We start from the raw sequence: 23742 nt of genomic DNA on the forward strand, positions 1-23742 counted from the left end.
AAAAGCTGCAATAATGCAGCTTAATTTAATGGAACAAGGTTAGCTCAATTTTTAAGAAATTTTATGACATCATTTTGATATATTAGAAAATATATCCCATTTTGCAATTCCTGTATATCTAAGGTCTTTTCATCTAGCCAATGTAGGGGAACCTTTTGACCATGAATAGTTGTCATTGACAACTGATCACCCTCAAAAAATCGAAACCTAAATTGAGTACATGAGAACTTGGATTTGGATAAATTTCAATTTTATTTTTTTCTTTTTTACCTATGTAAATAATTTGACTATAACTAAAAGTTTCATCCCGATCCACTGATTTTAAACGAAAATAAATAGTTGAATTTCCAGTTCCAATTCCACTGGTTTTTACCTCGTGAGAATATGATTTCAGGATCTTACTATCACCTGTTGCTTTCAATTTTGCGATGTCATTAAAGAATTTACCATCCTTACTTTGTTGAATTACAAAATGTGAAACATTCGATTCACTAGCAGTAAGCCATTTAAGGTGGACGGTTCCTATTTTATCTTGTTCCGCCGTAAAGCTTAACAACCGAATCGGCAACACTACCATATCCTGTACTGCACCACATAAAACATGACTCACAGTCTTACCATGTGCATGAAATTGTGCTTTGGAATCACAATTGGCAATAAAATCAAAGGTCTGACAAATGATGGTGCCAACGGGAACATTTGGAATATAAATCGTCCTATATAGTGTTCCATAACTATAATTTACACTATATAAAATGTGATCTGCTTCTGCAGAAGTTTTTCGAACACAAAATTGAACGGAAAATGAACAATCGTTTCCTGATTCTGGCTTTTTGCTGAGCAAAGTCAAACTATTGCTAACAGTATCTATACATTGCTGGGCAATGACAACATTTAAAGAGAAAAGGAAACACAAGGAAGAGACTAGGTATCTTTTCATGGTGGTTGAGTTTATGAGATTTTGAAGACCTCAAGTAAAGATAAGCCATCAACCTAGAGTCTGATTCTTTCAAATTGTATAATTGTTTTGATAATATATTAGCTACTTAAAATCTGCAAAATGCACTTCATCCCATTCTTTTGCTGGAAGATGATTCATCCTTAAATAAACGTTTGAAGTCACCCAAACATCTTGTGCACAATACTTTGCAATTCGGTCAAGATCCTGATCCTGATAATAAACTTCACCTACTTTGCTTCCGTCAAGGTCTCCTTTTGAACTTTCCAATTCCAAACATGCGGCTAACAATTCAAGTGAAATAAAATTCTTTTGATCTCCAAATTTCCACATGTCCAAAGTATCGGCCATAAACTTTAATTCCCAGGGTTTACGATTCGAAATATTTAAAATCGCTGGCAATTGCAGGTTATGGATTATAGCTCTCCGACAAATATATGGGATGTCAAATTCCCGAATATTATGGCCGCAAAGGATATTCTTGTCAGGATTATTAAAATGTTGGGATATTAAACTAAAAAAGTCAATTAGGATAGTTTCCTCATCAACTCCTGAAATGGTCTTAATTCTTAATACTCCTTTGTTAAAAAACCTAAGCCAATGCATATAATTTTTCCAAATTCTGCATAAATGGCAGCTTTCTCATTATATAACTGATCTAAGCTCTTTTCAGGCTCCTTTTCTTGAAAATAACGTATTTTACGTTCAAATAAAGCTTGCCAGTGATTATTCAGTTGATTATAGCTTGGATACTGACTAACGGTTTCAATATCAATAAATAATACATTATTAAGTTCCATAATATTATAGTAAGGGTTTTCCCTGATTTTTTACTAAATCATATTAAAATTAAGCTATTTACCGTTTATGTAGTTAAATTTACACAATAAATAAAAAAAAACAGTATTATGTCAACTTCCAATCAAAATGTTAAAGCCCTGGTAATTATTTTACTGGTTGCACTTTTTGGATTCAATGTCTATCAATTTGTAAATAATTCAAATCTTCAAAAAGATAATCTTGCAAAAGAAAATGAATTAGTTCAACTTGAAGATGCAAAAGCCAAACTCGATAAAGAATATCAACAAGCCGTAAGTGACTTAAATGATATGAAAACTAATAATGAAGAATTGAATCGGGTGATTGATACACAAAAAGAAGAGCTTCGGATTCAAAAAGAAAAAGTTACTGGCTTACTAAAAGATAGTAAAAATCTTGCCATTGCACGCAAAGAAATTGAAACTATTAAATCTAAAACACAAGAATATATAACTGAAATTAATCGCTTGAAATCTGAAAATGCTGAACTTGCAACAGCAAATACAGGTTTAAAATCAGATAAAGAGAAATTAACCCAGGAAGTTCAAACCAAATCCGCTGAAAATCAACAACTATCAGAAGCGAAAGCTACTCTGAACACGGAGAAAGATAATATCGCAAAGGAAAAAGATTTATTGAGTCGCAAAGTAAATCGTGCAACCGCAATTCCAATTCAAAAAATCAATGTTGATGCATTTGAAGAACGGGAAGGCAAAAAACCAAATGATGTATCTAAAGCAAAAGATGCAGATTTTATTGAAGTATGTTTTAAAACTACGGTAAATAAAAATACAGAATCCGGTACTGAAAAATTTTATATACGGATTATTAATCCAACTGGAGAAACGCAAGCAATCGAATCTGAAGGCTCTGGTGTTATCAGAAACGATCAAAATGGTGAAACCATTAAATTTTCAATGTCTGCCATGACTCAATATAGCAGCGATGTAAAAGAAGTCTGTTCTAAATTTAAAAATCCAGGTTCATTTGTAGCAGGCGTCTATCAAATTGAAGTTTTTAATAAAGGATATTTAGTTGGTACCAGTACTTTAAAACTTAAATAAATAATATTCTCCATTAAAAAATTGCACGTTCTGCATTATTTTCTATTGAGCACGTGCAATTTTATTTTATAGATCGCAATGTTGTTATATTTACAAATTAACAATACGCAATCTTCATCAGACCTTTTATTGACAATGGACTTTGGTGTAAATTGGTTTGACCCTGTCTTTACTATTTTAGGATACGGAATTCCTTTGATTGAAATCATCTCTGTAACTGCTGGTATCATTGCAGTTTACTTTGCTGCCCGGGAAAATATACTTACGTGGCCTATCGGTCTTGTGAATGTCACCACCGCATTTTTTATATACTACCATGTTCAGTTATATTCTGATATGTTTCTTCAGCTTTATTTTTTTTCCATCAGCATTTATGGCTGGATTATTTGGAAATTTGAAAAGTCGAATAAAATCCCTTTAAAATATCTTACTTCCAAACAAAGAATTTATATTAGTTTGCTAATCCTTATTGCAAGCTATGTATTTGGAAAATTTATAGCGAATATCCATTTGCTATTTCCAAATCTATTTCCAACTGCTGCTGTATACCCATATATAGATTCCTTTGTCGCAATTTCTAGCATTGCTGCAAATACTTTATTGGCCAAACGAATAATTGAAAACTGGATTCTTTGGATTCTTATAAATATAATCTGTGTCTATTTATACATTCAGAGAGAAATTTTATTTATTGCACTTGAATTTTTTATATTTCTTGGGCTTGCAATTTATGGAATAAAAGAGTGGTTGTATTTAAAAAAGCTACAAGATCAAATGCTAAAGTCTGAGTAATGCTTGTTGCAAATCCGAAATTAAATAATCAGCATCTTCCAGACCAACATACATTCGTATTAATCGATGCGACTCTTGTTTAGAATCAAAAGCACTTCGTTCAATTCCTGCAAGCCTGGGTATGATTAAACTTTCGTGACCTCCCCAACTAACAGCCATTAAAATATGTGTTAAAGATTCACAAAAATTTTCAATCTTTTCAGCGGCATCCGTTTTAACAATAAATGAAAATAATCCACATGCACCCCGCATTTGTTTTTTTGCGAGTTCATATTGTTTGAAACTCTCATCCCATGGAAATAAAACAGATTCAATTTTTGGATGTCCTTTTAGAAATTCTATGACAAGTTGTGTTGTATTCCGAATTCGATCCATTCTTGCAGGAAGTGTACGCAATCCTCTCAATAGTAACCAGGCATTAAAAGGTTGTATACCATTTCCTGCCGTCAGATATTCTAATTTAAAAACCTTTTGCAACAAAGTAGACTTACCAGTTAAAACCCCAGCAACCGTATCACTATGCCCTCCAATATACTTTGTGGCCGATTGCAAGACGAGGTCAATACCAAAATCAATAGGTCTTTGGTAATAAGGACTGCAATAACTATTATCTACTACTGTTAATATATTTCTTTGTTTTGCAAGTGTGGCAATAGCAGCTAAATGTTGGATAGAAAAATCCCAACTATTAGGAGATTCCAAATAAATAATTTTTGTATTTTCTTGAATTGCATTTTCAAAATTACTAGTATTTGTACCATCTACATACGTTGTTTCTACCCCAAATCGTGGTAAGAACTCATTAAACAATTTTTGTGCCCAGGTGTAAGGATCCCGAACTGAAATAATATGATCTCCTTTAGAAACAAAGGGAACTACGGACGAAAAAATTGCGGAAGCACCACTATTAAATACTAAAGCATCTTCAGCTCCATCTAAAGCAGCAAGTTTCTCTCGTAAAATATCTACCGTAGGATTTAAACCCCTTGAATAAATATATCCGCCATATTCATCTTTAAATCGTTGGCGCATTTGATCCACCGTATCAAACTTAAAATTGCTAGTTTGAATTATTGGAGGAGCTATCGCATTAAAATACTGTTCGCGATGTTCTCCTAGTTCATTAAGTATATATGATAAATCCACGATACTCTCAATTATTTTAGAAATTATATTAAATAGAATTACGCTTTAATTTTTGAATCAAAAAATACGCAATAATCAGCGCTATAAAAACAAGGATCGCTGTGAATCCAAATTGAGGATTCAAATAAAAACTAGAAATACCAACAAAAGTATAAGCACAAATAAAAAATATTGGCACCCAAGGAAAGAACTTAATTTGGTAAATTTCCTTCAAATTTAAATCTTTTGTTTTCCTTCTAAGGTAAAAGATTGTCGCAGCAGATGTAGCCATTCCTAAGGAATCCAAAATCATAACGAAACCCAGAATACGATCAAATGTTGATGCAAAAAAAACAACCAGAACGCAAATTAAAGTAAATACAGTCAAGCTCACTGTCAACACTTCCTTATTGCCAGACTTTTTGTTAAATGATTTTGGTAATATCCCATCCAGACTCATAGCATACATAACTCTTGGATTACTGAGTAACGAAACATTTACATATGCTAAAACTGCAAGAAATAATAAAATTGCAAATAAATTTCTTCCTATTGGACCAAAAAGTTTGGATGCTACAATGGATGCAATCCCTTTTGCTGTTTTCAACTCTTCGAAACCAATGATTTTATAATAACTTAAATTAACTAAAAGATATAAAACAATCACTAATAATATTCCACCATAAATACTTTTTGGAATCGTTTTTCTGGGCGACTTAATTTCATCACCAAAATTAATAGTTTGTTGATATCCACCATATGTAAAAGAAACAGCAACCAGGGTAGCACCAAAAGAGCTTATCAAATCAGACCAAGAAATTTGCATCCAATCCATATAATTTTGATTTGAGCTTACATGAATTTTGGGAAAAAATAATGCTGAGATGATTAATAGAATCATGGCTATTTTAATAATCATCAATACGTTTAAAGTATTCGCACTTAATCGAAGTCCTAAAAGATTGACACCATAAAATGCCAGAATAGCAAAAATTGCGATCATTGATTTTAATAGATCCGTAGGAGGGGTTACAAATAAAACCTCTGCCAAATAATCACTCCCAATTAATGCAACACCACCCAGGGAGGCAGCATTTGAGACCAGAATAATTCCATTAATTGCAAAGGCAATAGAAGGATGATAAGCAACTGAAAAAATCTTATAGTATCCACCTGTAACCGGAAATCTTGAGCCAATCTCAGCATAGGTCAGGGCACCACACAATGCAACCAAACCACCAAATATCCATGCTGCGAAGTAAACACTGGGTGTAATTGCAGCATTCGCTGAAACGGAGGCAGCCCTAAAAATACCAAGTCCGATCACTAAACCAATAACGATCATACTAAGTGAATAAACCCCTAGTTTCTGGCTACTATTAGAATCCATAATAATTGCGAAAATAAGAGATTCCAAAGAGAAAGTAGCGTTCCCGCGAATTATATAAGAAATTACTTTATAGACGCTCTACTCCCTTGCAATCCACCTGTATGCAAAACATAAATTTTCTTGTATTTATATTTATCTATTTGCTCAAAAAAAGAAACTAATAAAGGTGCTGTATAAACAGGATCCAATCTTATACCATAGTTCAAAAAAAATAAATCCATAAACTTCAATATAGATTCATCTTTTTTGCCGAAAGACAGATTCAGCTTAGCATCTATCATTTTAACTCTCGAATCCTGAATCCATGGATACTGAGCCATTCTAACTACTTGCATACTTAAAATGTGTACATTTTCAGAAAACGTAAGCAAGCCTTTAATTGTAGTACCTGTGCCACAAGCACATACTATTAAATTCTCCTGCCGGTCAAATTCAACTGGAAATTCTGATACAAGATTTGCGATCCCCTGAACACCAATCTCCCCACCTCCACCTTCTGGAATCCATAATGCATTTGAAAATCTATCCTCTAGAAAAATCTTTGGATCCAATCTCAGTTGTTGCGCTTCTACCCTACTTATTGGAATTAATGTAGCATTCCAGTTTCGACAATCCTTTAAAGTGGGTGTTTCAAAATCATTGTTCCATCCATAAATCAAGCAAGTACAAGGAATTTCTAACTTAAAACAAACATAGGCTAAAGCATGCAGATGATTTGAAAAAGCACCTCCCATACTAATCAATTCTTGCTTATCTGAACTCTGAAAAAAATTCAAATGGTTGCTTAATTTTCGCCATTTATTTCCACAGACTATTGGATTTATCAAATCATCTCTTTTAAAAATAAGCTCCTGTTTAATTTCTTCAATAAATATGGATTGCAAATCTGATGGCAGATTTAATTCTCGTTTAAGCTGCTGATATTTTTCCTCCGAAATTCTCACACACTGAATTGCTTTAATAAAAATACCATAACACTTTAACGATTTAATTTAAATTCAATCGGCATTTTAAAATTAAAACTAACATTCCGGTTATTATTTTTAGCGGGAATCCAAATTGGAATGAGTCTTATTACCCGAAGTGCTTCTTCATCACAAGATGGATAGAGTGATTTTAAGATTTTTGGATTTCTAACATTTCCTTCCTTGTCTATTACAAAGCCTACTACAACTACCCCTTCAACTTTGTTCTGAAATGCGGTATTTGGATAGACTAGTTTTGAAGAAATAAATCTGGATAAATTAGATGAACCTCCAGGATATTGAGGCATTACATCTACAAAATCGAAGGTCACCTCTGATTCATTTGCAATTTGCGCATTATTATTTACTTTGTTAAGATCCTTCTGTTGTATTGAATCTAAATCCTTATTCGTTGTATTTATTTCATTTATTGGGATCTCTTCTTTAACTACTTTTTTTATTTCACTTTTTTTCAATTCTGGTGGCTTCTTTTCAGGATTTTTTTTAGGGCTCTCTGGGACTTGCTTTGAACTCATTTTGGTGTTCAATTTTGGCAACACGATATCCGGAGGATTTTCTAAAAAGACTTCCGTAATCATTTCAGATTCCTTTGTAAAATTCCAATGGATTGAAGGAATAATCAAACAAGCAAGAAATATAATTAAGGACAATATTAATCCAATGGTCATATTCCTATTATAAAATAGCCTAAGTTGATAAGCACCATATGCGCGATTTCGATTAGAAAACACCATATTATTCCAATCAGAAACTGAATTCTTAAAAAATCGATATAAAATACCTAACAATGGAACTGTGAATTGATTAAATACAATATTACTTTCCTATAATGAAAATTTCATATAATTAGTATCTGTATCACTTTAGTTGAAATGAAATTAACATATATAATATTAAAATTAGCTGTCTTTTTCAAAAAGCCATGTGATCGGTTGGGCTATATTAAATGGCTGCAATACCCTCTTTATATTATAATTATTTTTAATATGTTCTAAGATTTGGGGAATATCATCTGAAACTAAAAACAAACTCCGATCAATTGGTGAAATTGTTTTTTCCAGCTCCATTTTATCAAGAAATTCTAAGAGCTCTTTATGATATTCTGTGCCATAAATAACGACTGGAAAATGAACCAACTTACCGGTTTGAATTAAAGTCATAGATTCAAAAAATTCATCCATAGTACCAAATCCACCTGGCAAGACTATAAAAGCATAAGAATATTTAATCAGGAGTGTTTTTCGGTTAAAAAAATACTTCATGTTTACCCAATAATCAAGATATTTATTGGGTTGTTGCTCATTCGGCAAGGTGATGTTGCAACCGACACTTCTTCCACCTACTGATTTTGCACCTTTATTTGCTGCTTCCATAATTCCTGGTCCACCCCCGGTCATAATGGTAAAACCCAAACTAGCTACTTCTGCCCCAATAGTTTCTGCAATTTTATAATAACGATGATCTTCCTGAAAACGAGCCGAACCAAATATAGTTACGCAAGGTCCGGTAAAATATAATTTCCGGATTCCTAAAAACAAATCCCAAAATACATCCCAAACAAAACGCAATTCTGCAAACCGGCTCATAGGGCCATTTAGATATTGAATATTTCTAATGTTCTTAATATTCTCCATAGCTTCTCGATCAAATAAACCGCAAGATTAAAAAAAATTCAAGTGATATCTCTATTTTTTAATAATTTGCAGCAACAGTAAAAACCCACAGGCCTATGCCGCTGAATGAAACTACCCCCTCAGCCTTCAGAATTTCTTCTCATATGGCCGAAACCTTGATCCCATCGGAAATCATTAAACTGGCTGCCGAAGTGAATCACAAGATTCAAGCTGGAGAACATATTTTCAACTTGACAATTGGCGACTTTAATCCAAGCATTTTTCCAATACCAAAAGGATTGGAAAAATTTATCATTAAAGCATATCAAGAAGGGCATACCAATTATCCTGCTGCCAATGGAATGGTAGATTTAAGACAGGTACTTTCAACGCAAATAAATGAAAAACTTGGGCTTCACTATAGTGCTGATGAAATCCTAATTTCTGGTGGTGCAAGGCCTTTAATATATGCTATTTACAAAACACTTCTAGATCGGGGTGATACTGTATTATATCCAGTTCCATCCTGGAACAATAATCATTATTGTCATTTATGCGAAGCGAATGGGATTGCGCTTGAAGTGAATGCCGATCAAAATTTTATGCCAACTGCTGCCGATTTTGAACCTCATATACAAAAAGCTACACTCATCGCTTTATGCTCCCCACAAAATCCGACAGGTACTGTGTTTACAGAAGACACACTTCGGGATATCTGCAAGCTTGTATTGACAGAAAACATCCGAAGAAAAGGCATTCAAAAGCCACTGTATATCATGTATGATCAAATTTATTGGGAATTAAGTTTTGGTGATACAAAACATTTCGATCCTGTTAGTTTAATTCCTGAATTAAGAGATTATGTAATTTATGTCGATGGACTTTCAAAAGTATATGCAGCTACCGGTATTCGGGTCGGATGGTCATTTGGACCTCGAAAAATAATGGATCAGATGCGGGCAATTCTGTCTCATATTGGAGCCTGGGCTCCTAAAGCAGAACAAATGGCTACTGCCTGGTTTATAAAAGATCAACAAGAGGTACAAACCTATTTGGATTGGTTCAAACCAGAAATTCATACCCGATTAACAGGTTTATATGAGGGGATCTTAAATCTCAAACACCTTGGATATCCAATTGATATCATCCATCCACAAGCTGCTATTTATTTAACTGTTAAATGTCCCTGGAAAAATAAAAAAACAGCGGAAGGCAGAATTTTACAAAATCAAATTCAGGTAACTGATTATATATTGAATGCTTGTAAAGTAGGAATTGTTCCTTTTAAGGCTTTCGGTGCATCGGAAGATTCTGAATGGTATCGAATATCTGTTGGCACATTAAAAAAACTTGAAATTGCTGAAATTGTAAATGCTTTGAAATCTGGCATGGATCAATTAATGGAAGTATAATCAACAATTCTTTTTTAGTTTTTAATTAAAATTTAGATGGAAAATAAGCATCCTAATTATCATGCAATTATTATGGCAGGTGGAGTTGGAAGTAGATTCTGGCCGCTCAGTAGAAATCAAAAACCGAAACAATTTTTAGATATCTTAGGAACTGGTAAAACTTTAATTCAATTGACCTATGAGCGATTGATTAAAATTATACATCCAGAAAATATTTGGGTAGTAAGTCATGCGGATTATCAAGATTTAATTAAAGAGCAATTACCTTTACTTCAAACAAACAACATCTTATTAGAGCCCCAGCGGAAAAATACTGCACCCTGTATTCTATTTGCTGCACTTGAAATTTCCAGAAGAGATCCAAACTCAATATTATTTATTGCACCTTCCGATCATTTAATTTTAAATGAGTCCATGTTTGTAAAAGATGTTAGTGATAGTTTTGATTTTATTTCAAAGAATCCAGAAAACTTATTGACTTTTGGAATTCAAGCCTCCAGACCTGATACAGGTTACGGCTATATTAATTTTGATTCAAGCCAAGTCCTTGCCGAAGATATTTATCAGGTACATAAATTTGTTGAGAAACCAGATCATAACACTGCATTATCTTATTTAAGAAGTGGAAATTATGTTTGGAACTCTGGTATGTTTCTATGGAATACTAATACCATATTACATTCCCTTGAAATCTATGCTCCAGATTTATTTAAAGCATTTAATTCCTATACGAATCCTTCTGATATTATTTCCATTTATCAAAATTGCAAATCAGATTCCATTGACATCGCTGTAATGGAAAAATCCAAATCTGTTGTCGTGAAAACTGTAGATTTTGGATGGAGTGATTTAGGAACCTGGGGATCATTATATGAACTTTTACCACATGATTTGAATGAAAATGCAAGTACTAATACAACGCTTCTCTTAAGCCAAACCAAATCTTGTATGATTCACGATGAACAACAAAAATTAATTGCTTTACATGGTGTGGAGGACTTAATCATTATTAATACCGAAGATGTATTATTGATTTGTCATAAATCTGAAGAACAGGCAATTAAACAAATTGTTGGTACAGTACAGGAAACATTCGGTCCTGCTTTAACATAAGCTTTCGCAAGGTCTCATTTTAAGGATTTACAAAAACAGGCTTACAAGATATCCTTTAAGTTAGGTTAATAAATTTGAGGAGCATGTTTATAATATAGCCTAAAAAAATTTATAAAATTTTTTTAATTTCTTTTAATAATAAGCTATTACTTAAAATGCATCCGAAATTTTAAGATCTATAAAATAATTTCATATAAAATGAAATTTAAAAAAATGCATATTTTTAAACCAAATTTAAATTTTTACATAACAACAATTTACACATAATAAAAATAAATATATAAAAATACTTGTCAAAAAATTAGGAAAATATGTTTTTTTTCACCTTTGCGATGAAGTAGTGTTGTTTTCAAATTCAGTTATTTTTACTTCATTTATTTCAAACGAGTCTTTAAGAACAATCCCTGAACTCGTGTGTACATCAAACTATTTTGTTTGTAGATATTACCTTTTTAAAAGGTATTTATTTGTTTGAAAATTTTATTGAGAATTAATTTATTCGATTGATTTTATAGTGTGTGCTATAAGACAGGTATTGTATTGTCTTTAGATGCATTCAAAATAAAATGGATTAAATTTTATTTTTTGTTATGAAGCGCTGAGAGCATCTGATGGCAGTACATACTCATATGGCCTCATAAGTAGTTATATAATAGGTCCCTTTGATGAAAGTATTTTTTTAGTAGTCAAAATATGTACCACATCAGTTTGTAACTGTTCAACACCTTATTGTTTTAAAACTATCAATGTACCTTTTCCTGATTGCGATAATCTTGAGTATCGATTCAAAAATTCCCATTATTCAAAATCAATTGGCGGAGGCGATCTTATTGTTATTCCAAATCCTATAATTAAGAACGAGATTATACTAAGATCAACATTGGAGGCTACCGATTTTGAAGTATTAAATTCGTCTGGTTTTATAGTTCATCGTGGAAATTTTAATGATCAGGAATATAAGTTTACTTTAAATATTTCATCCGGATTATACTTTATAAGATATAAAAATAGTTACAATAAATTTACCTATTTAAAATTTATTAAATTGTAATCCAATATAAAAAGCTTGTGAGATAATAATACATTCTCACAAGCTTTTTTAATTAATTAAGAATGATTTATTAACTTTGCTTAAAGGTATGGTTTCTAATAAATGTTAATAACAAAATCAATTGACAAGATTATTTAATATTCTCCTGATTATAATGGGTGTTCATTTATGTAATGCTCAATCAAAGTCATGCATAAATAGGGATTCAAGTTTGTGCTATATTTCTGAAAAGCTTCCCAAGTTAAACTTAATTTTAGAAAAAAAATTGGAATGTAAAGAGATTATTCCTGATACACAAACTCCATTGTTGGCGGATATGGATGGGGATTGTATACCAGAATTAATTGTACAAGACACAAACCGTGAAAATTTACTGATAATAAATGCTAAAACCGGATTGGTAAAAACTAAAATTAAAACTTACATTTTATATCCTTATTGGAATAGCTTTTGTGTGGCGGATGTGGACAAAGATGGAGTACTTGAAATTTTCGTTATTGCGGCAAATTTTTTCACAAATCCTTCTAATATTCAAAGCCGAATAATTTGTTACAATACAAATGGTATTATCCGATGGATTTCGGATCAAAGAGTTGATAGGGATTACAATAATAAAATAACTGATATTATTGGTATACCGGCAATAGCAGATTTTAATCAGGATGGTGTTCCAGAGATCTATGTGAGTAATAAAATATTTAATGCTCAAACAGGAGTAAAATTGGCAGATGGAGGTCATAATGGTATAGGCTGTGATATTTCGTCTGGATTATTCTATGGTCCTAGTACTATTGCTTCACAACTTGATACGGATACATTTGATTTGGAATTAGCAGCTGGATACTCCGTTTATAAGGTCAATATTTTAAACCCTAACGGATTAATTGGAAACAGCATGATCCCAATAAACATTAAAGTAAATAGTGAATACAAGGATGGAACTACCACAGTAGCAGACATTAATTTGGATGGTCAACTGGATATTATTGTAACAACTCCTGGAGTAGGTGGAAGTGTATTAATTTACGTATATACACTTTATAATGGTTTGCCAAAACTACTTACTAAAGTGAACCCAATAGGTTCAGATGCTGGGGTAGGAATTCCATTAATTGGCGACATTAGAGGTATAGGCAAACCCTCTATTCTAATTAATAGAGAAAACAAATTATATGCCTACACCTATAATGGAACTGGATTTTTACAACAGGATTGGGTTTTTACTACAACTGATTCGTCCGGTTCAACTGGTCTAACCATGTTTGACTTTAACAACGATGGTAAACAAGAAATTGTGATTCGTGATATGACTTCACTTAAAATTATTGATGGTTCTGGTGTAATGCCAAAGTTGATTGGACAAGTAGATTGTTATTCGCATACTTGGAGTGAATATCCAATAGTAGGAAGTTTTGATAGTGCAAATCATGCAATAATTTGTGTACCTTGCCTCTCAAGTCTTAACGAATCAAATGGTAAGCTAACTATCTTTGGTCCTCCAGACAGTCTTCCTGGTTGGGCTCCCGCTCGTGGTATCTGGAATCAATACAACTATCATGTGCTTAATATAAATGACGACCTCACCGTACCGCGCGTACAAAAAAACAATGCCACTTATAAAAATGGAAAGTATAATAATTTTTATGTGCAGGAATCACTTTTAGAGGACGGCATGTATCTAAGAAAAGCGGCAAGCCTAACTGGAAAAATCAAATGCATTAATTATGATCCAATAAAAGAAGAATACACAGTAATATTTGACATTCACAATCGCCAAGATGCATCATTTATTGCAGATTCCAGTCTACCCGTTTCTTTTTACAATGGAGATCCTTCAACAGGAGGGATATTAATTGGTACATATTATACTTTTAAAAAATTATTTGGTGGAGATAGCTTGCTGAATCTAGAGTTTAAATTTTCAGTGTCCAATCTTGCAGATCTTTTTATGGTGATCAATACTACCAGGAATGGATCAGGGCAGTTTGATCCTACTGATTTTTCTATTGCAGAATGCGATTATACTGACAATATATTTCGTACACTCGAATTGCCAAAGATCGAAAAATTAAAAGCAAGCATATGTAATGGTGATACATACAATTTCTATGATACCCTTCTAAATAATGCTGGTATGTACTATCATAAACTGAGTGCGGTAAAGGGATGTGATAGTTTGATATTTATTTTGGAATTAACTCTTGTTGATTCAGTTCATACAACACAATCAATAATCGCTTGTGATGGATATTCATGGAATGGCACTACCTATACACAAAGTGGAAGCTTTATCTTTGACACTATAAACCAATTTGGTTGCGATAGTATTGCCACTCTGGATCTTGTCATTAATAAGCCAGATAATATAAACTTACAACATACAGCTTGTGATAGTTTTTCTTGGAATGGAAATACCTATGACAAAAGTGGGAGCTATCCATTTCAAACAGTAAATAATCTTGGCTGTGATAGTATAACAACATTGGAACTTGTAATCAACAAATCCGATAGTCAAGCGATTAATCATAATGCTTGTAATAGTTATGAATGGAATGGACAAATATATGCACAAAGCGGTACTTATAAATTTGATACTGTAAATAGATTTGGATGCGATAGTGCTGTTTCTTTAGATTTAACTATCAATTCAATCATTAACGTAAATTTAGTAGATGCTGCCTGCGATAGTTATACCTGGAATGGCAATACATATATACAAAGTGGTACTTACCAATATAAAACAATAAATCAACAGGGCTGCGATAGCATTACCACATTGCAACTCAAAATAAACAAATCAAATAATTCAACTACATCACTGACGACTTGTGACAATTACACTTGGAATGGAGTTACATATAACCAAAGTGGTATTTATCAACAAAAAACACTGAACAATTCTGGATGCGATAGCACAGCTACACTGCAACTCACAATTAACAAATCAAGCAACTCAGTTATAGATAATACGAGTTGTGAAAGTTATACTTGGAATGGCAATACATATACACAAAGTGGCAGTTATCAATATCAAACATTGAATGTTTCAGGATGCGATAGCATCGCTACGCTTAAGCTGATCATTAATAAGTCTGATCAATTGAATATCAATCAAACGACCTGTGATACATTTACCTGGAATGGAAATACCTACGATAAAAGTGGTAGCTATCCATATCAAACAGTAAATAATCTTGGCTGTGATAGTGTCATCAATCTAAACCTTACTATTAATAAATCATCTAAAGCAGATTTGGCATTATCTGTATGCGATAGTTTGAATTTTCTTGGCAAAACTTTAAAAGCAAATGGGAATTATACATTTAAAGTTCAAAATGTTGCAGGATGTGATTCTGTAATTAATCTAAGTCTGAATATCAGATCTGAGTTTTATAATAACTCTATATCAAGTTGTGATTCTTTCACCTGGAATCTGAATGGCCAATCATACAATCAATCCGGAATATATCTAAAAAAGTATACCAATAGTTTTGGTTGCGATTCAATTTACACACTCGATTTGAATATTTTTAAAAGTTATGAGTTAGTTGAGCAAGAAGAAGTCTGTAAAGAATTTCTATGGCAGGTAAATAAAACTTTATTAAAACAATCCGGTGAATACACACATCCATTAAAAACTATTCAGGGCTGTGATTCCATTATCAAATTGAATCTTATTGTGAATCACGATTTTGAAAAAGCAGATACTGTAGTTACTGACAGTGCTTACACCTGGTTTGTCAATCATCAAACATATCCGATATCTGGTATTTATCAGGAGCATTTTATTTCAAGCACTGGATGTGATTCTATTCATGTTTTGTTTCTGACCATTAAAAAGGACGTGGGAATTTACTATCCCAACGTTATCCGGCCTGGTGGACCCAATGGTTGGTTTACGATATTTGATAATGGTTATACAATTTCATCAATAACAACTCTATCTGTCTATGACCGTTGGGGCGATTTGATTTGGCAAAAACATGGTATTCTCCCAAATGATCTTCATATGGGTTGGGATGGAAAATTTAATGGACAGAATGTAATGCCAGGTGTTTATGTGTGGCATGCCCAAATAACACTTCAAGATGGAAGTGTAATTACAAAAAAGGGTGATGTAACAGCAGTAAGATAAATTCAGAAAATGCTAAATCCAGCATTTTAGTATTTCAAATTTTTGAGAACTCCAGTTTTATTTTACTGAATCTAAAATGCATCTGATTTTGATTGAAAATGGAAATTTTTTTATATTTAAGCAAGCGAATATATAACAACAGTTTACACATAATAAAAATAAATATATAAAAATACTTATCAAAAAATTAGGAATATATGTTTTTTTTTTTTTCACCTTTGCGATGAAGTAGTGTTGTTTACAAATTAAGTTATTTTTACTTCATTTATTTCAAACGAGTCTTTAAGAACAATCCCTGAACTCGTGTGTACATCAAACTATTTTGTTTGTAGATATTACCTTTTTAAAAGGTATTTATTTGTTTGAAAATTTTATTGAGAATTAATTTATTCGATTGATTTTATAGTGTTTGCTATAAGACAGGTATTGTATTGCGTAAAATTTAAACATTTTTAAATTATTTTGCCTATGGACACGGGAATGCATTTAAATAAAACGATGAAATAAGACCAGCTTCATTTTTTTAATCTTAAATCATTCTATATGAAACTCATTACATTTTTCGTACTTATAATTTTTACACAATCTATGTATGGACAATCCGCTTGTTCAGCACAATATGATTTTACTATGGTTGGAGATTCCAATACTTGCGTATATACATTTACACCAAATACTTTTCCTGGCAGCCCGAGTGTATGTTCTATTGATTGGGTAATTGGAAGTACCGGAACTTATGGTTTAGCTTGTGATCCAGGTCCAATGACTGCCAATCCACTTACCTACTCATTTTGTTTTGATGGCTATTACAACATCACGATGAATGTCCGTTTTTGCAGCGGAGCATATTGTTATGTTACCAAAGTGCTCTATGTGCGATGTTTAGGAGCTACAAAGTGTGATCCTGACCCAAATCGTATCACTTCTATTCCAGATCCAAAAGTGGAAATTACCTATATAGAACCTGATACTTGTGATTTTAATAGAGGCTCTCCTGTTTCTGGTTGTATGTCCATATGGAATGGTAATAATGGCTATTACATTTCCTGTGGATGGAAATGGGCTATCAGAGTGCATCCAAGTAGTTGTAATTTTTTTACCTATTATGTTCAGTATGATTCCATAAGATCTTGTGGAAACTATTCTTGTGTTACAAGATCACTGGATACAAATATCATTTGTATTAAAGCCTATATTGATAGACCGATATACATCGTTGCAACTGCTTTTGGATGCTGCATTCCAGCAGGTTACCAGCGAGGCTATATATGGACCCCAAGCCCCGATGGTGGCGTTTATACAATAATTGATGATCCTGATCCAATCGTTAGTGTATATTGTAGTGCTTACCGCCATTGTACAAATTATACCTATTGCACTGAAAACCCACAAACCATGAATCAAACCTCTGGTTGGCCTGGTACTACCTGCTTTTGGGCTGGCAACAAAACAGAACAAAGGGATAACTTAAAGGCTGTAGAGCATTTTAATATTGAACAAAATATTGTAATTTATAATATTCAAGGTAAAGAAGTTTTTAAAGGCAGATGGATCTTTGGCGATCCTTCCAATTTGTATTTAAATTGGCCAGATCATATAACATCAGGACTGTACTTTATAAAATTTCAGCACTCTACAGAAAAATCGCTTGTAAAATTGTATAAATTTTAATAGTTTATATTAACTTAGCTAATGAAAGTTCAGAGTAAAGCTAGAATAAAGTATGTAAGTCAAAAAAATCTCTAAGACATAAAATGGAAAAGACCAAATACACTTGCTTTACTTTGAATTTTTTTAAAACCTAATGCAAAAATAAATGTAAATTATCTGAAATAAATTGAAAACGAAAAGACTAGATTTTATTTTGATTTTTTCTTGCTTCACCATCCTAGCAAGAACACAATGTTCATTTGAATATATTTCAAATGACACCGTATTTCAAGATCATATAGAATTTATCCATCCAAAAAAAAATGCGAATGAAATTATTACTATTGGCAGTCGTATAAACAGAGGTCTCATAAATGATACCGTTTTTAATGCTCCGGTTTTTCAAATCTTTGATTATTGTGCTAACATACTTACTAAGACTGTGTACAATGTAATTGAAAAATTTAAATTGAATCACAAACGATTGCCGTTTCATCAAAGCTATCTCGAAGAACCTATAGGAAATACAGCTATTGCAATCGATGAAACGCAGTTTTTAATAGTGGACGAAGCTATTGATACCATATCAAATCAACAGGTTTTGATACTGTTTAGAATTGACGATACGGGACAAATCAGGAGTTTTAAGACTTTAAATTTAAATTCGCAAGAAGCAAATCAAAATGCAATCAAAAACGTACTAAAACTTAAAGATGGAAGATTTTTAGTGATCTTAACAGATAACATAGTTCAATATGATTTTTATTATTTTGATGCATATTCAGAGTTTTTATATAAAAAATCATTTAATTTAGGCAGAGGGATTCGATCGATAGTAGAAATTGATAATAATGAATTTATATGCAGTTCAAACACAACTGAAAAAGCAAGTTTTCAGTTTTACCGAATAGACACAAGTGGACAAATCAAATGGATCGTAACTCCATACACTGTAACAGGGTCAGCAAGAGAAATTCTAATAGAGGATGCTAAAATGTATATCGTGGGAGGATCTGGTGTTCAGGGTGTTTTTATGATTTGTGATTTTGAAGGAAATATTTTGAAGGAGTTTATATATGATAGCATCTACTGCAAGCAACGCTTTTGTAGTGCGTATATCGCCTCAGATGGTTATTATTATATTGGTGGGTATATACAGCATTGTGACAAAAATGATAAGCGAGGACAAGATATATGTATACTAAAAATGGATCCGAATGGTAAGCTGGTTTGGAATAAAACCTATGATTTTAGAAATGAATTGGGCACCTCCGGAAATCAATCATATTACACAGATTTTGGCGGATTTATGATAAGAAAAACGAATGATGGTGGCATCATTACAAATGGTATGTCAAAATATTTTGCAGTAACTCCAGGAATCGAGTTGCATGAAGATGCCTTACTAATAAAAACCGAAGCTGGATTGGTAAAGAATAATCAAATCACAAAGGGCCCTCATCATTTTGAATTAACAGCGAATATAATCCAGAATAACTTAAATATAATTGGACCCACAAACGATATAAAGAAATGGGTCCTATATAATTTACAAGGTGCGTCTTTGGTACAGGGTTCAAATTGGTCAACAGATCTGGAGATAGGGAATTTACATTTAGGCGTATATGTATTAAATATAATGGATCAAAATAATTGTAACTATTATTTTAAATTTATTAAAATGAAATAGCTGTGACCGAGGATCATTATTCAAGAATTAGATATGCATATTAGTATGAAATTTATCAAATTTATGCTACTCTTATTTCTTTCCTTTGGAAATTTAAAATTTGAAAGGATTGTAGCGCAATGCATACCAGTACCTTCAGAAACTTGCGAAGAAGCAAATGTTTTTTGCTCCTTAGATCAAATGAATGGCTATACTTGTAATACTCCTAGCATGACAAATGGAACATGTAGACCCGCATGTTCAGGTGGTGGAGGTGGGGGCCATCGAACATGGTGGGCTTTTCTAAGCCAAGGTGGATCTATTTCTATAACACTTAATGTCGGAGGGTGTACTTTTAATAATGGATTTACTGGATTATGTTGGGGAATATGGGGTGATTGTAATTGTAGTGAAGAAATTATGTGCATGCCTTTATTTATTCAACCAGGCCAAACAAAAACCTATGCTGTGAATTTGGTAAAATGTAAAATTTATTATATTGCTATAGATTCCGACGACGACATTTGCGATTTCACATTAAGTACATCTGGTGGAGGTCCACCAAATTTATTTTTAGGTCATATTAATAATAAAGTAAATGATATCATTGAACCAGTATGTGAAGGATATTGTGGTTATAAATTTTTTGTAGATCAGGGAGGTTGTTTGGAAGCGAATTACGAATGGACTTTAGATGGTAATAAAGTGGGTGATTCGAAACATGAAATTTCCTTAGATTTTCCAACTCAAGGTGATTTTAGATTATGTGTTACGGCTACCCTTGGCAATCCAAATAATGGATTTATATGCGCACAACAAGGTCCCACCTGCACTACCGTTAAAGTTCGATCTCTTGCAGATAAAAACGGAACACCTAGAACATTATGTTACGAAATAGCAAATCCTGCTGGCTATAAATGGCATTCCCAATTGATAAATACCTCGGGCATTTATCGCCAAAATTTTATAGACAATACCTGTTGTCCTTATGATTCTGTTGTACAATTTACAGTAATACCACAGGTAGATCCTCCAGATGTTTATTATATAAGCTGTGATAACAAACCCTATATTGATGCTTTGGGCCGTAGATGGAATCCTTGTTTAGCCCAAGAAGTTATAGCCTTTCCTAAAAGTAATGGTTTGTTTAAATGTGATAGTTCTATAAAACTTACCGCCATTAATGTTGATTTTAATGCCGCCTGGAGTGCACAATGTGTTGGCAATAAAGTTGTGTTATCACCCAATATAAGTATTTTAAAAGCCTGTGATGTAGGCGAAACCTATGCGTATGAGTATAAATGGTATAAGAAAAATGATAGTCTAAAAACTACCATAGAAGTAGATGAACGCATTCTAGTCAATGCTGTAAATGAAGATTATTGTGTGGATGTAAAACTTAAAGTGGCACTGGGCACTTCAAACCTGGTTTGCACAAAAACATTTTGTGATACCATCCGGGAAGCTAATGCACAAGCTATGAATCACAATATACTTGTACAAGCTTGTGATAGTGTGCTCATCAATGGCCAAACCTATACCCAATCAACTACGTTTACACAGAACTTAACAAATGTATTTGGTTGTGATAGTATCATCATTACAACGCTTAGTATCGCAAAAAATAGTTCGTCAAATCTTAAAATGAACGCATGTGATTCAATCCAAATCAATGGACTGACCTATTCACAAAGTGGTAATTATGTACAAAAATTAATCAATGCACAGCAGTGCAATAGTCTTATAAACATAGATTTGGACATATCAAAGAGCAGTATAACAAATTTAGTATCCAGGGCTTGTGATTCAATCCTTGTCAACGGACAATATTACTATCAGTCAGGAATCTATTCTCAAAAATTAACGAGTTCAAAAGGCTGTGATAGTATATTAAATTTAGATATCCAAATTCAATCTAGCCAACTAACAAATGTAAGTTATACAGATTGTGATTCGGTCGTAATAAATGGAAAAACGTATAAGCAAAGTGGAGATTATTTTGAACTATTAAAAGGTCAAAACGATTGCGATAGTACTGTGAAAATTCACATAAACATACCAAGCAGTAATACCGCTCCATATATTTTAACTGCTTGCGACTCAGCATTTATTAATGGCACTAAATACTTACAAAGCGGAACCTATACTCAATTATTAACAAGCACTAATGGATGCGACAGTACCCTAAATATAAATCTTACCATTGGAAAAAGCAATGTTGCAAATTTGAGTTTAACTTCTTGTGATTCTATTCTCATTAATGGTCAGCGATATGATCAATCGGGCAACTATACACAACTACTCCAAACTATAAATCATTGTGATAGTATCTTAAACATTGACCTTCTGATTCCAAAAAGCAGTAGTTCGAATTACAACATTTCTGCTTGTGATTCCATAAGTATAAATGGAAAAGTATATACACAAACAGGCAGCTATACCCAAACATTTTCAAATGCAAATCTTTGCGATAGTATAGTGACTATCCATTTTACTAAACAGTCTGGTGATTCAATAAATTTAAATTATAAATCCTGTGATTTTGTTGATGTAAATGGAAAAATCTACAACCAAAGCGGCAATTATATCCAAACACTTAAAAATAAGAATCACTGCGACAGTATTCTTAATATCAAAGTAATAATTACCAAAAGTGATTCAACAAATTTTACCATGACCAGTTGTGATTCTGCAATCGTAAATGGACAGGTCTACAAACAAACTGGAAGCTATGAGCAAAGGCTTAAAAACAGTCTGCTTTGTGATAGCATTCTAAATTTGATTTTAACGATTCAGAATAGTAGTTTTATAAATTATAATACTACAGCTTGTGACTCTGCAATTATTAACGGACAAATTTACAGACAAACTGGAAACTATAAACAATATTTAAAAGATGTACATCAATGTGATAGTGTAATAAACATAGCCGTAAATCTTTTAAAAAGCAATGCGCAAAGTTTAACACAAAATGGCTGTGATAGTATTGTCATCAATGGTATTGCGTACGATACCAGTGGCAACTATATACAAACGCTCAGGAATCGTAATGGATGTGATAGTACCCTATTTCTTAAACTGACAATCAAACCCGGTAATCCAGGCAGTCTGGAAGCTGGAATGGACACCCTTATTTGCGAAGGAGAACAAATAAAATTAACAGGATTATTTTCAGGTCAAGCCAACTTCATTTGGGAATCCCAAAATGGTAGTTTTGATAATCCAAATACGCTGAATACAAATTATTATCCGGGCATTGCTGGTCAAGACCGAATCTATTTAAAAGCTACTGATGATTGTAAACAATGGATCGATAGTTTATGGATTCGGGTACTTCCAAAACAAATTATACAGATCACTGGAGACACCATAATAAATCCTTGTAAAGTGATAAGTTTTACTGCCAATGGGGCTACAAATTACCAATGGACACCAAGCACCTTGGTAGAATGTCTGGATCCACCCTGCAGCAAAGTAAAATTAAAAGCCACAGTACCTACCCGATTTACAATTACTTCAAATGGACCTTGTGTAGTACCTGCAAATTTAAATTTATCTGTATCACAAATCCAAACAGATATTTTTGTACCCAATGTATTTTCTCCAAATGGCGACAATATCAACGATCTGTTTATACCTATAATGAATTGTGATCAATTAAATTATTACAATTTACAAATCTTTGATAGATGGGGTAATCTACTATTTGAATCTCAAAATAAAGAAAACGGATGGAATGGTAAATTTGAAGAAATATCAATGCCTCCTGGTGTTTATCCATATGTCATTCAATATCAATTGCACAATGAAGACAAAAATATTAAGGCTGGCGAACTAACGCTTATAAAATAGAATTAATGCATTTATAAGGATTACTTAAAATGCATCCGAAATTTTAAGATTAATTCTTCCATTGTAGTGGACTTGAAAAACGATTTGTATAAAAAAAGTCACTTCTCAGAAAA

Annotated in this window: 17 protein-coding genes; 9 read left to right on the forward strand and 8 right to left on the reverse strand. The window is 32.7% G+C overall.

Annotation, left to right across the window (positions count from 1 at the left end):
- Positions 1-172 precede the first annotated feature (172 nt).
- The 3 genes from IPO86_16075 to IPO86_16085 form a co-directional block, all read right to left on the reverse strand.
- The gene (locus IPO86_16075) at positions 173-940 is read right to left on the reverse strand and encodes a hypothetical protein (protein MBK9729620.1); all 768 of its coding nucleotides are present in this window, start codon (positions 938-940) and stop codon (positions 173-175) included.
- A gap of 102 nt (positions 941-1042) precedes the next feature.
- The gene (locus tag IPO86_16080) at positions 1043-1564 is read right to left on the reverse strand and encodes a ribonuclease H-like domain-containing protein (protein ID MBK9729621.1); all 522 of its coding nucleotides are present in this window, start codon (positions 1562-1564) and stop codon (positions 1043-1045) included.
- Positions 1528-1758 carry a hypothetical protein gene (locus IPO86_16085; protein ID MBK9729622.1) on the reverse strand — a complete coding sequence of 77 codons (231 nt, stop codon included), beginning with the start codon at positions 1756-1758 and terminating at the stop codon, positions 1528-1530. Before IPO86_16085 ends, IPO86_16080 begins: the two co-directional genes overlap by 37 nt.
- A 108-nt stretch (positions 1759-1866) precedes the next feature.
- On the opposite strand from IPO86_16085, the gene IPO86_16090 reads away from it, so the two are divergent.
- Positions 1867-2841: a hypothetical protein gene (locus tag IPO86_16090; GenBank protein ID MBK9729623.1), complete on the forward strand. Its 975-nt coding sequence runs from the start codon at positions 1867-1869 to the stop codon at positions 2839-2841.
- A 78-nt stretch (positions 2842-2919) separates the two neighbouring features.
- The gene (locus IPO86_16095) at positions 2920-3633 is read left to right on the forward strand and encodes a nicotinamide mononucleotide transporter (GenBank protein ID MBK9729624.1); all 714 of its coding nucleotides are present in this window, start codon (positions 2920-2922) and stop codon (positions 3631-3633) included.
- Here the strand turns inward: IPO86_16095 and IPO86_16100 are convergent.
- The 5 genes from IPO86_16100 to IPO86_16120 form a co-directional block, all read right to left on the reverse strand.
- Entirely contained in the window at positions 3619-4779 is a 1161-nt protein-coding gene (locus IPO86_16100) for an aminotransferase class I/II-fold pyridoxal phosphate-dependent enzyme (protein ID MBK9729625.1), read from the reverse strand. The two genes, IPO86_16095 and IPO86_16100, sit on opposite strands and share 15 nt — an antisense overlap.
- A 28-nt stretch (positions 4780-4807) precedes the next feature.
- On the reverse strand, positions 4808-6148 hold the full coding sequence (locus IPO86_16105; protein MBK9729626.1) for an APC family permease: 1341 nt from the start codon (positions 6146-6148) through the stop codon (positions 4808-4810).
- 62 nt (positions 6149-6210) lie between these two features.
- Positions 6211-7092, reverse strand: a complete 882-nt coding sequence (locus tag IPO86_16110; GenBank protein MBK9729627.1) for a pyridoxal-phosphate dependent enzyme — start codon at positions 7090-7092, stop codon at positions 6211-6213.
- A gap of 35 nt (positions 7093-7127) precedes the next feature.
- Entirely contained in the window at positions 7128-7922 is a 795-nt protein-coding gene (locus tag IPO86_16115; GenBank protein MBK9729628.1) for a TonB family protein, read from the reverse strand.
- Positions 7923-8033: 111 nt separating this feature from the next.
- Positions 8034-8768: a TIGR00730 family Rossman fold protein gene (locus IPO86_16120; GenBank protein ID MBK9729629.1), complete on the reverse strand. Its 735-nt coding sequence runs from the start codon at positions 8766-8768 to the stop codon at positions 8034-8036.
- 95 nt (positions 8769-8863) lie between these two features.
- Between IPO86_16120 and IPO86_16125 the strand changes: the two genes are divergently transcribed.
- The 7 genes from IPO86_16125 (at position 8864) to IPO86_16155 (ending at position 23629) form a co-directional block, all read left to right on the forward strand.
- Complete coding sequence (locus tag IPO86_16125; GenBank protein ID MBK9729630.1) at positions 8864-10159, forward strand: aminotransferase class I/II-fold pyridoxal phosphate-dependent enzyme; 1296 nt, start codon at positions 8864-8866, stop codon at positions 10157-10159.
- 36 nt (positions 10160-10195) lie between these two features.
- Complete coding sequence (locus tag IPO86_16130) at positions 10196-11272, forward strand: mannose-1-phosphate guanylyltransferase (GenBank protein MBK9729631.1); 1077 nt, start codon at positions 10196-10198, stop codon at positions 11270-11272.
- 580 nt (positions 11273-11852) lie between these two features.
- Positions 11853-12323: a T9SS type A sorting domain-containing protein gene (locus IPO86_16135; GenBank protein ID MBK9729632.1), complete on the forward strand. Its 471-nt coding sequence runs from the start codon at positions 11853-11855 to the stop codon at positions 12321-12323.
- A 265-nt stretch (positions 12324-12588) separates the two neighbouring features.
- On the forward strand, positions 12589-16458 hold the full coding sequence (locus tag IPO86_16140) for a VCBS repeat-containing protein (protein ID MBK9729633.1): 3870 nt from the start codon (positions 12589-12591) through the stop codon (positions 16456-16458).
- A gap of 543 nt (positions 16459-17001) precedes the next feature.
- Positions 17002-18129: a T9SS type A sorting domain-containing protein gene (locus tag IPO86_16145; GenBank protein MBK9729634.1), complete on the forward strand. Its 1128-nt coding sequence runs from the start codon at positions 17002-17004 to the stop codon at positions 18127-18129.
- Between the two features lie 166 nt (positions 18130-18295).
- Positions 18296-19798, forward strand: a complete 1503-nt coding sequence (locus tag IPO86_16150; GenBank protein MBK9729635.1) for a hypothetical protein — start codon at positions 18296-18298, stop codon at positions 19796-19798.
- Positions 19799-19861: 63 nt separating this feature from the next.
- Positions 19862-23629 (forward strand): gliding motility-associated C-terminal domain-containing protein, encoded by a 3768-nt coding sequence (locus IPO86_16155; GenBank protein ID MBK9729636.1) that lies wholly within the window; start codon positions 19862-19864, stop codon positions 23627-23629.
- Positions 23630-23742: the final 113 nt, after the last annotated feature.

The organism is Saprospiraceae bacterium (assembly GCA_016717265.1).
GTDB lineage: Bacteria > Bacteroidota > Bacteroidia > Chitinophagales > Saprospiraceae > Vicinibacter.

Excerpts from the sequence above, each read along its gene's own strand:
- IPO86_16080 (MBK9729621.1), bottom strand. The coding sequence starts at position 1,564 with ATGCATTGGCTTAGGTTTTTTAACAAAGGAGTATTAAGAATTAAGACC.
- IPO86_16085 (MBK9729622.1), bottom strand. The coding sequence starts at position 1,758 with ATGGAACTTAATAATGTATTATTTATTGATATTGAAACCGTTAGTCAG.
- IPO86_16090 (MBK9729623.1), top strand. The coding sequence starts at position 1,867 with ATGTCAACTTCCAATCAAAATGTTAAAGCCCTGGTAATTATTTTACTG.
- IPO86_16120 (MBK9729629.1), bottom strand. The coding sequence starts at position 8,768 with ATGGAGAATATTAAGAACATTAGAAATATTCAATATCTAAATGGCCCT.
- IPO86_16145 (MBK9729634.1), top strand. The coding sequence starts at position 17,002 with ATGAAACTCATTACATTTTTCGTACTTATAATTTTTACACAATCTATG.
- IPO86_16130 (MBK9729631.1), top strand. The coding sequence starts at position 10,196 with ATGGAAAATAAGCATCCTAATTATCATGCAATTATTATGGCAGGTGGA.
- IPO86_16105 (MBK9729626.1), bottom strand. The coding sequence starts at position 6,148 with ATGGATTCTAATAGTAGCCAGAAACTAGGGGTTTATTCACTTAGTATG.
- IPO86_16125 (MBK9729630.1), top strand. The coding sequence starts at position 8,864 with ATGCCGCTGAATGAAACTACCCCCTCAGCCTTCAGAATTTCTTCTCAT.
- IPO86_16155 (MBK9729636.1), top strand. The coding sequence starts at position 19,862 with ATGCTACTCTTATTTCTTTCCTTTGGAAATTTAAAATTTGAAAGGATT.
- IPO86_16075 (MBK9729620.1), bottom strand. The coding sequence starts at position 940 with ATGAAAAGATACCTAGTCTCTTCCTTGTGTTTCCTTTTCTCTTTAAAT.
- IPO86_16095 (MBK9729624.1), top strand. The coding sequence starts at position 2,920 with ATGTTGTTATATTTACAAATTAACAATACGCAATCTTCATCAGACCTT.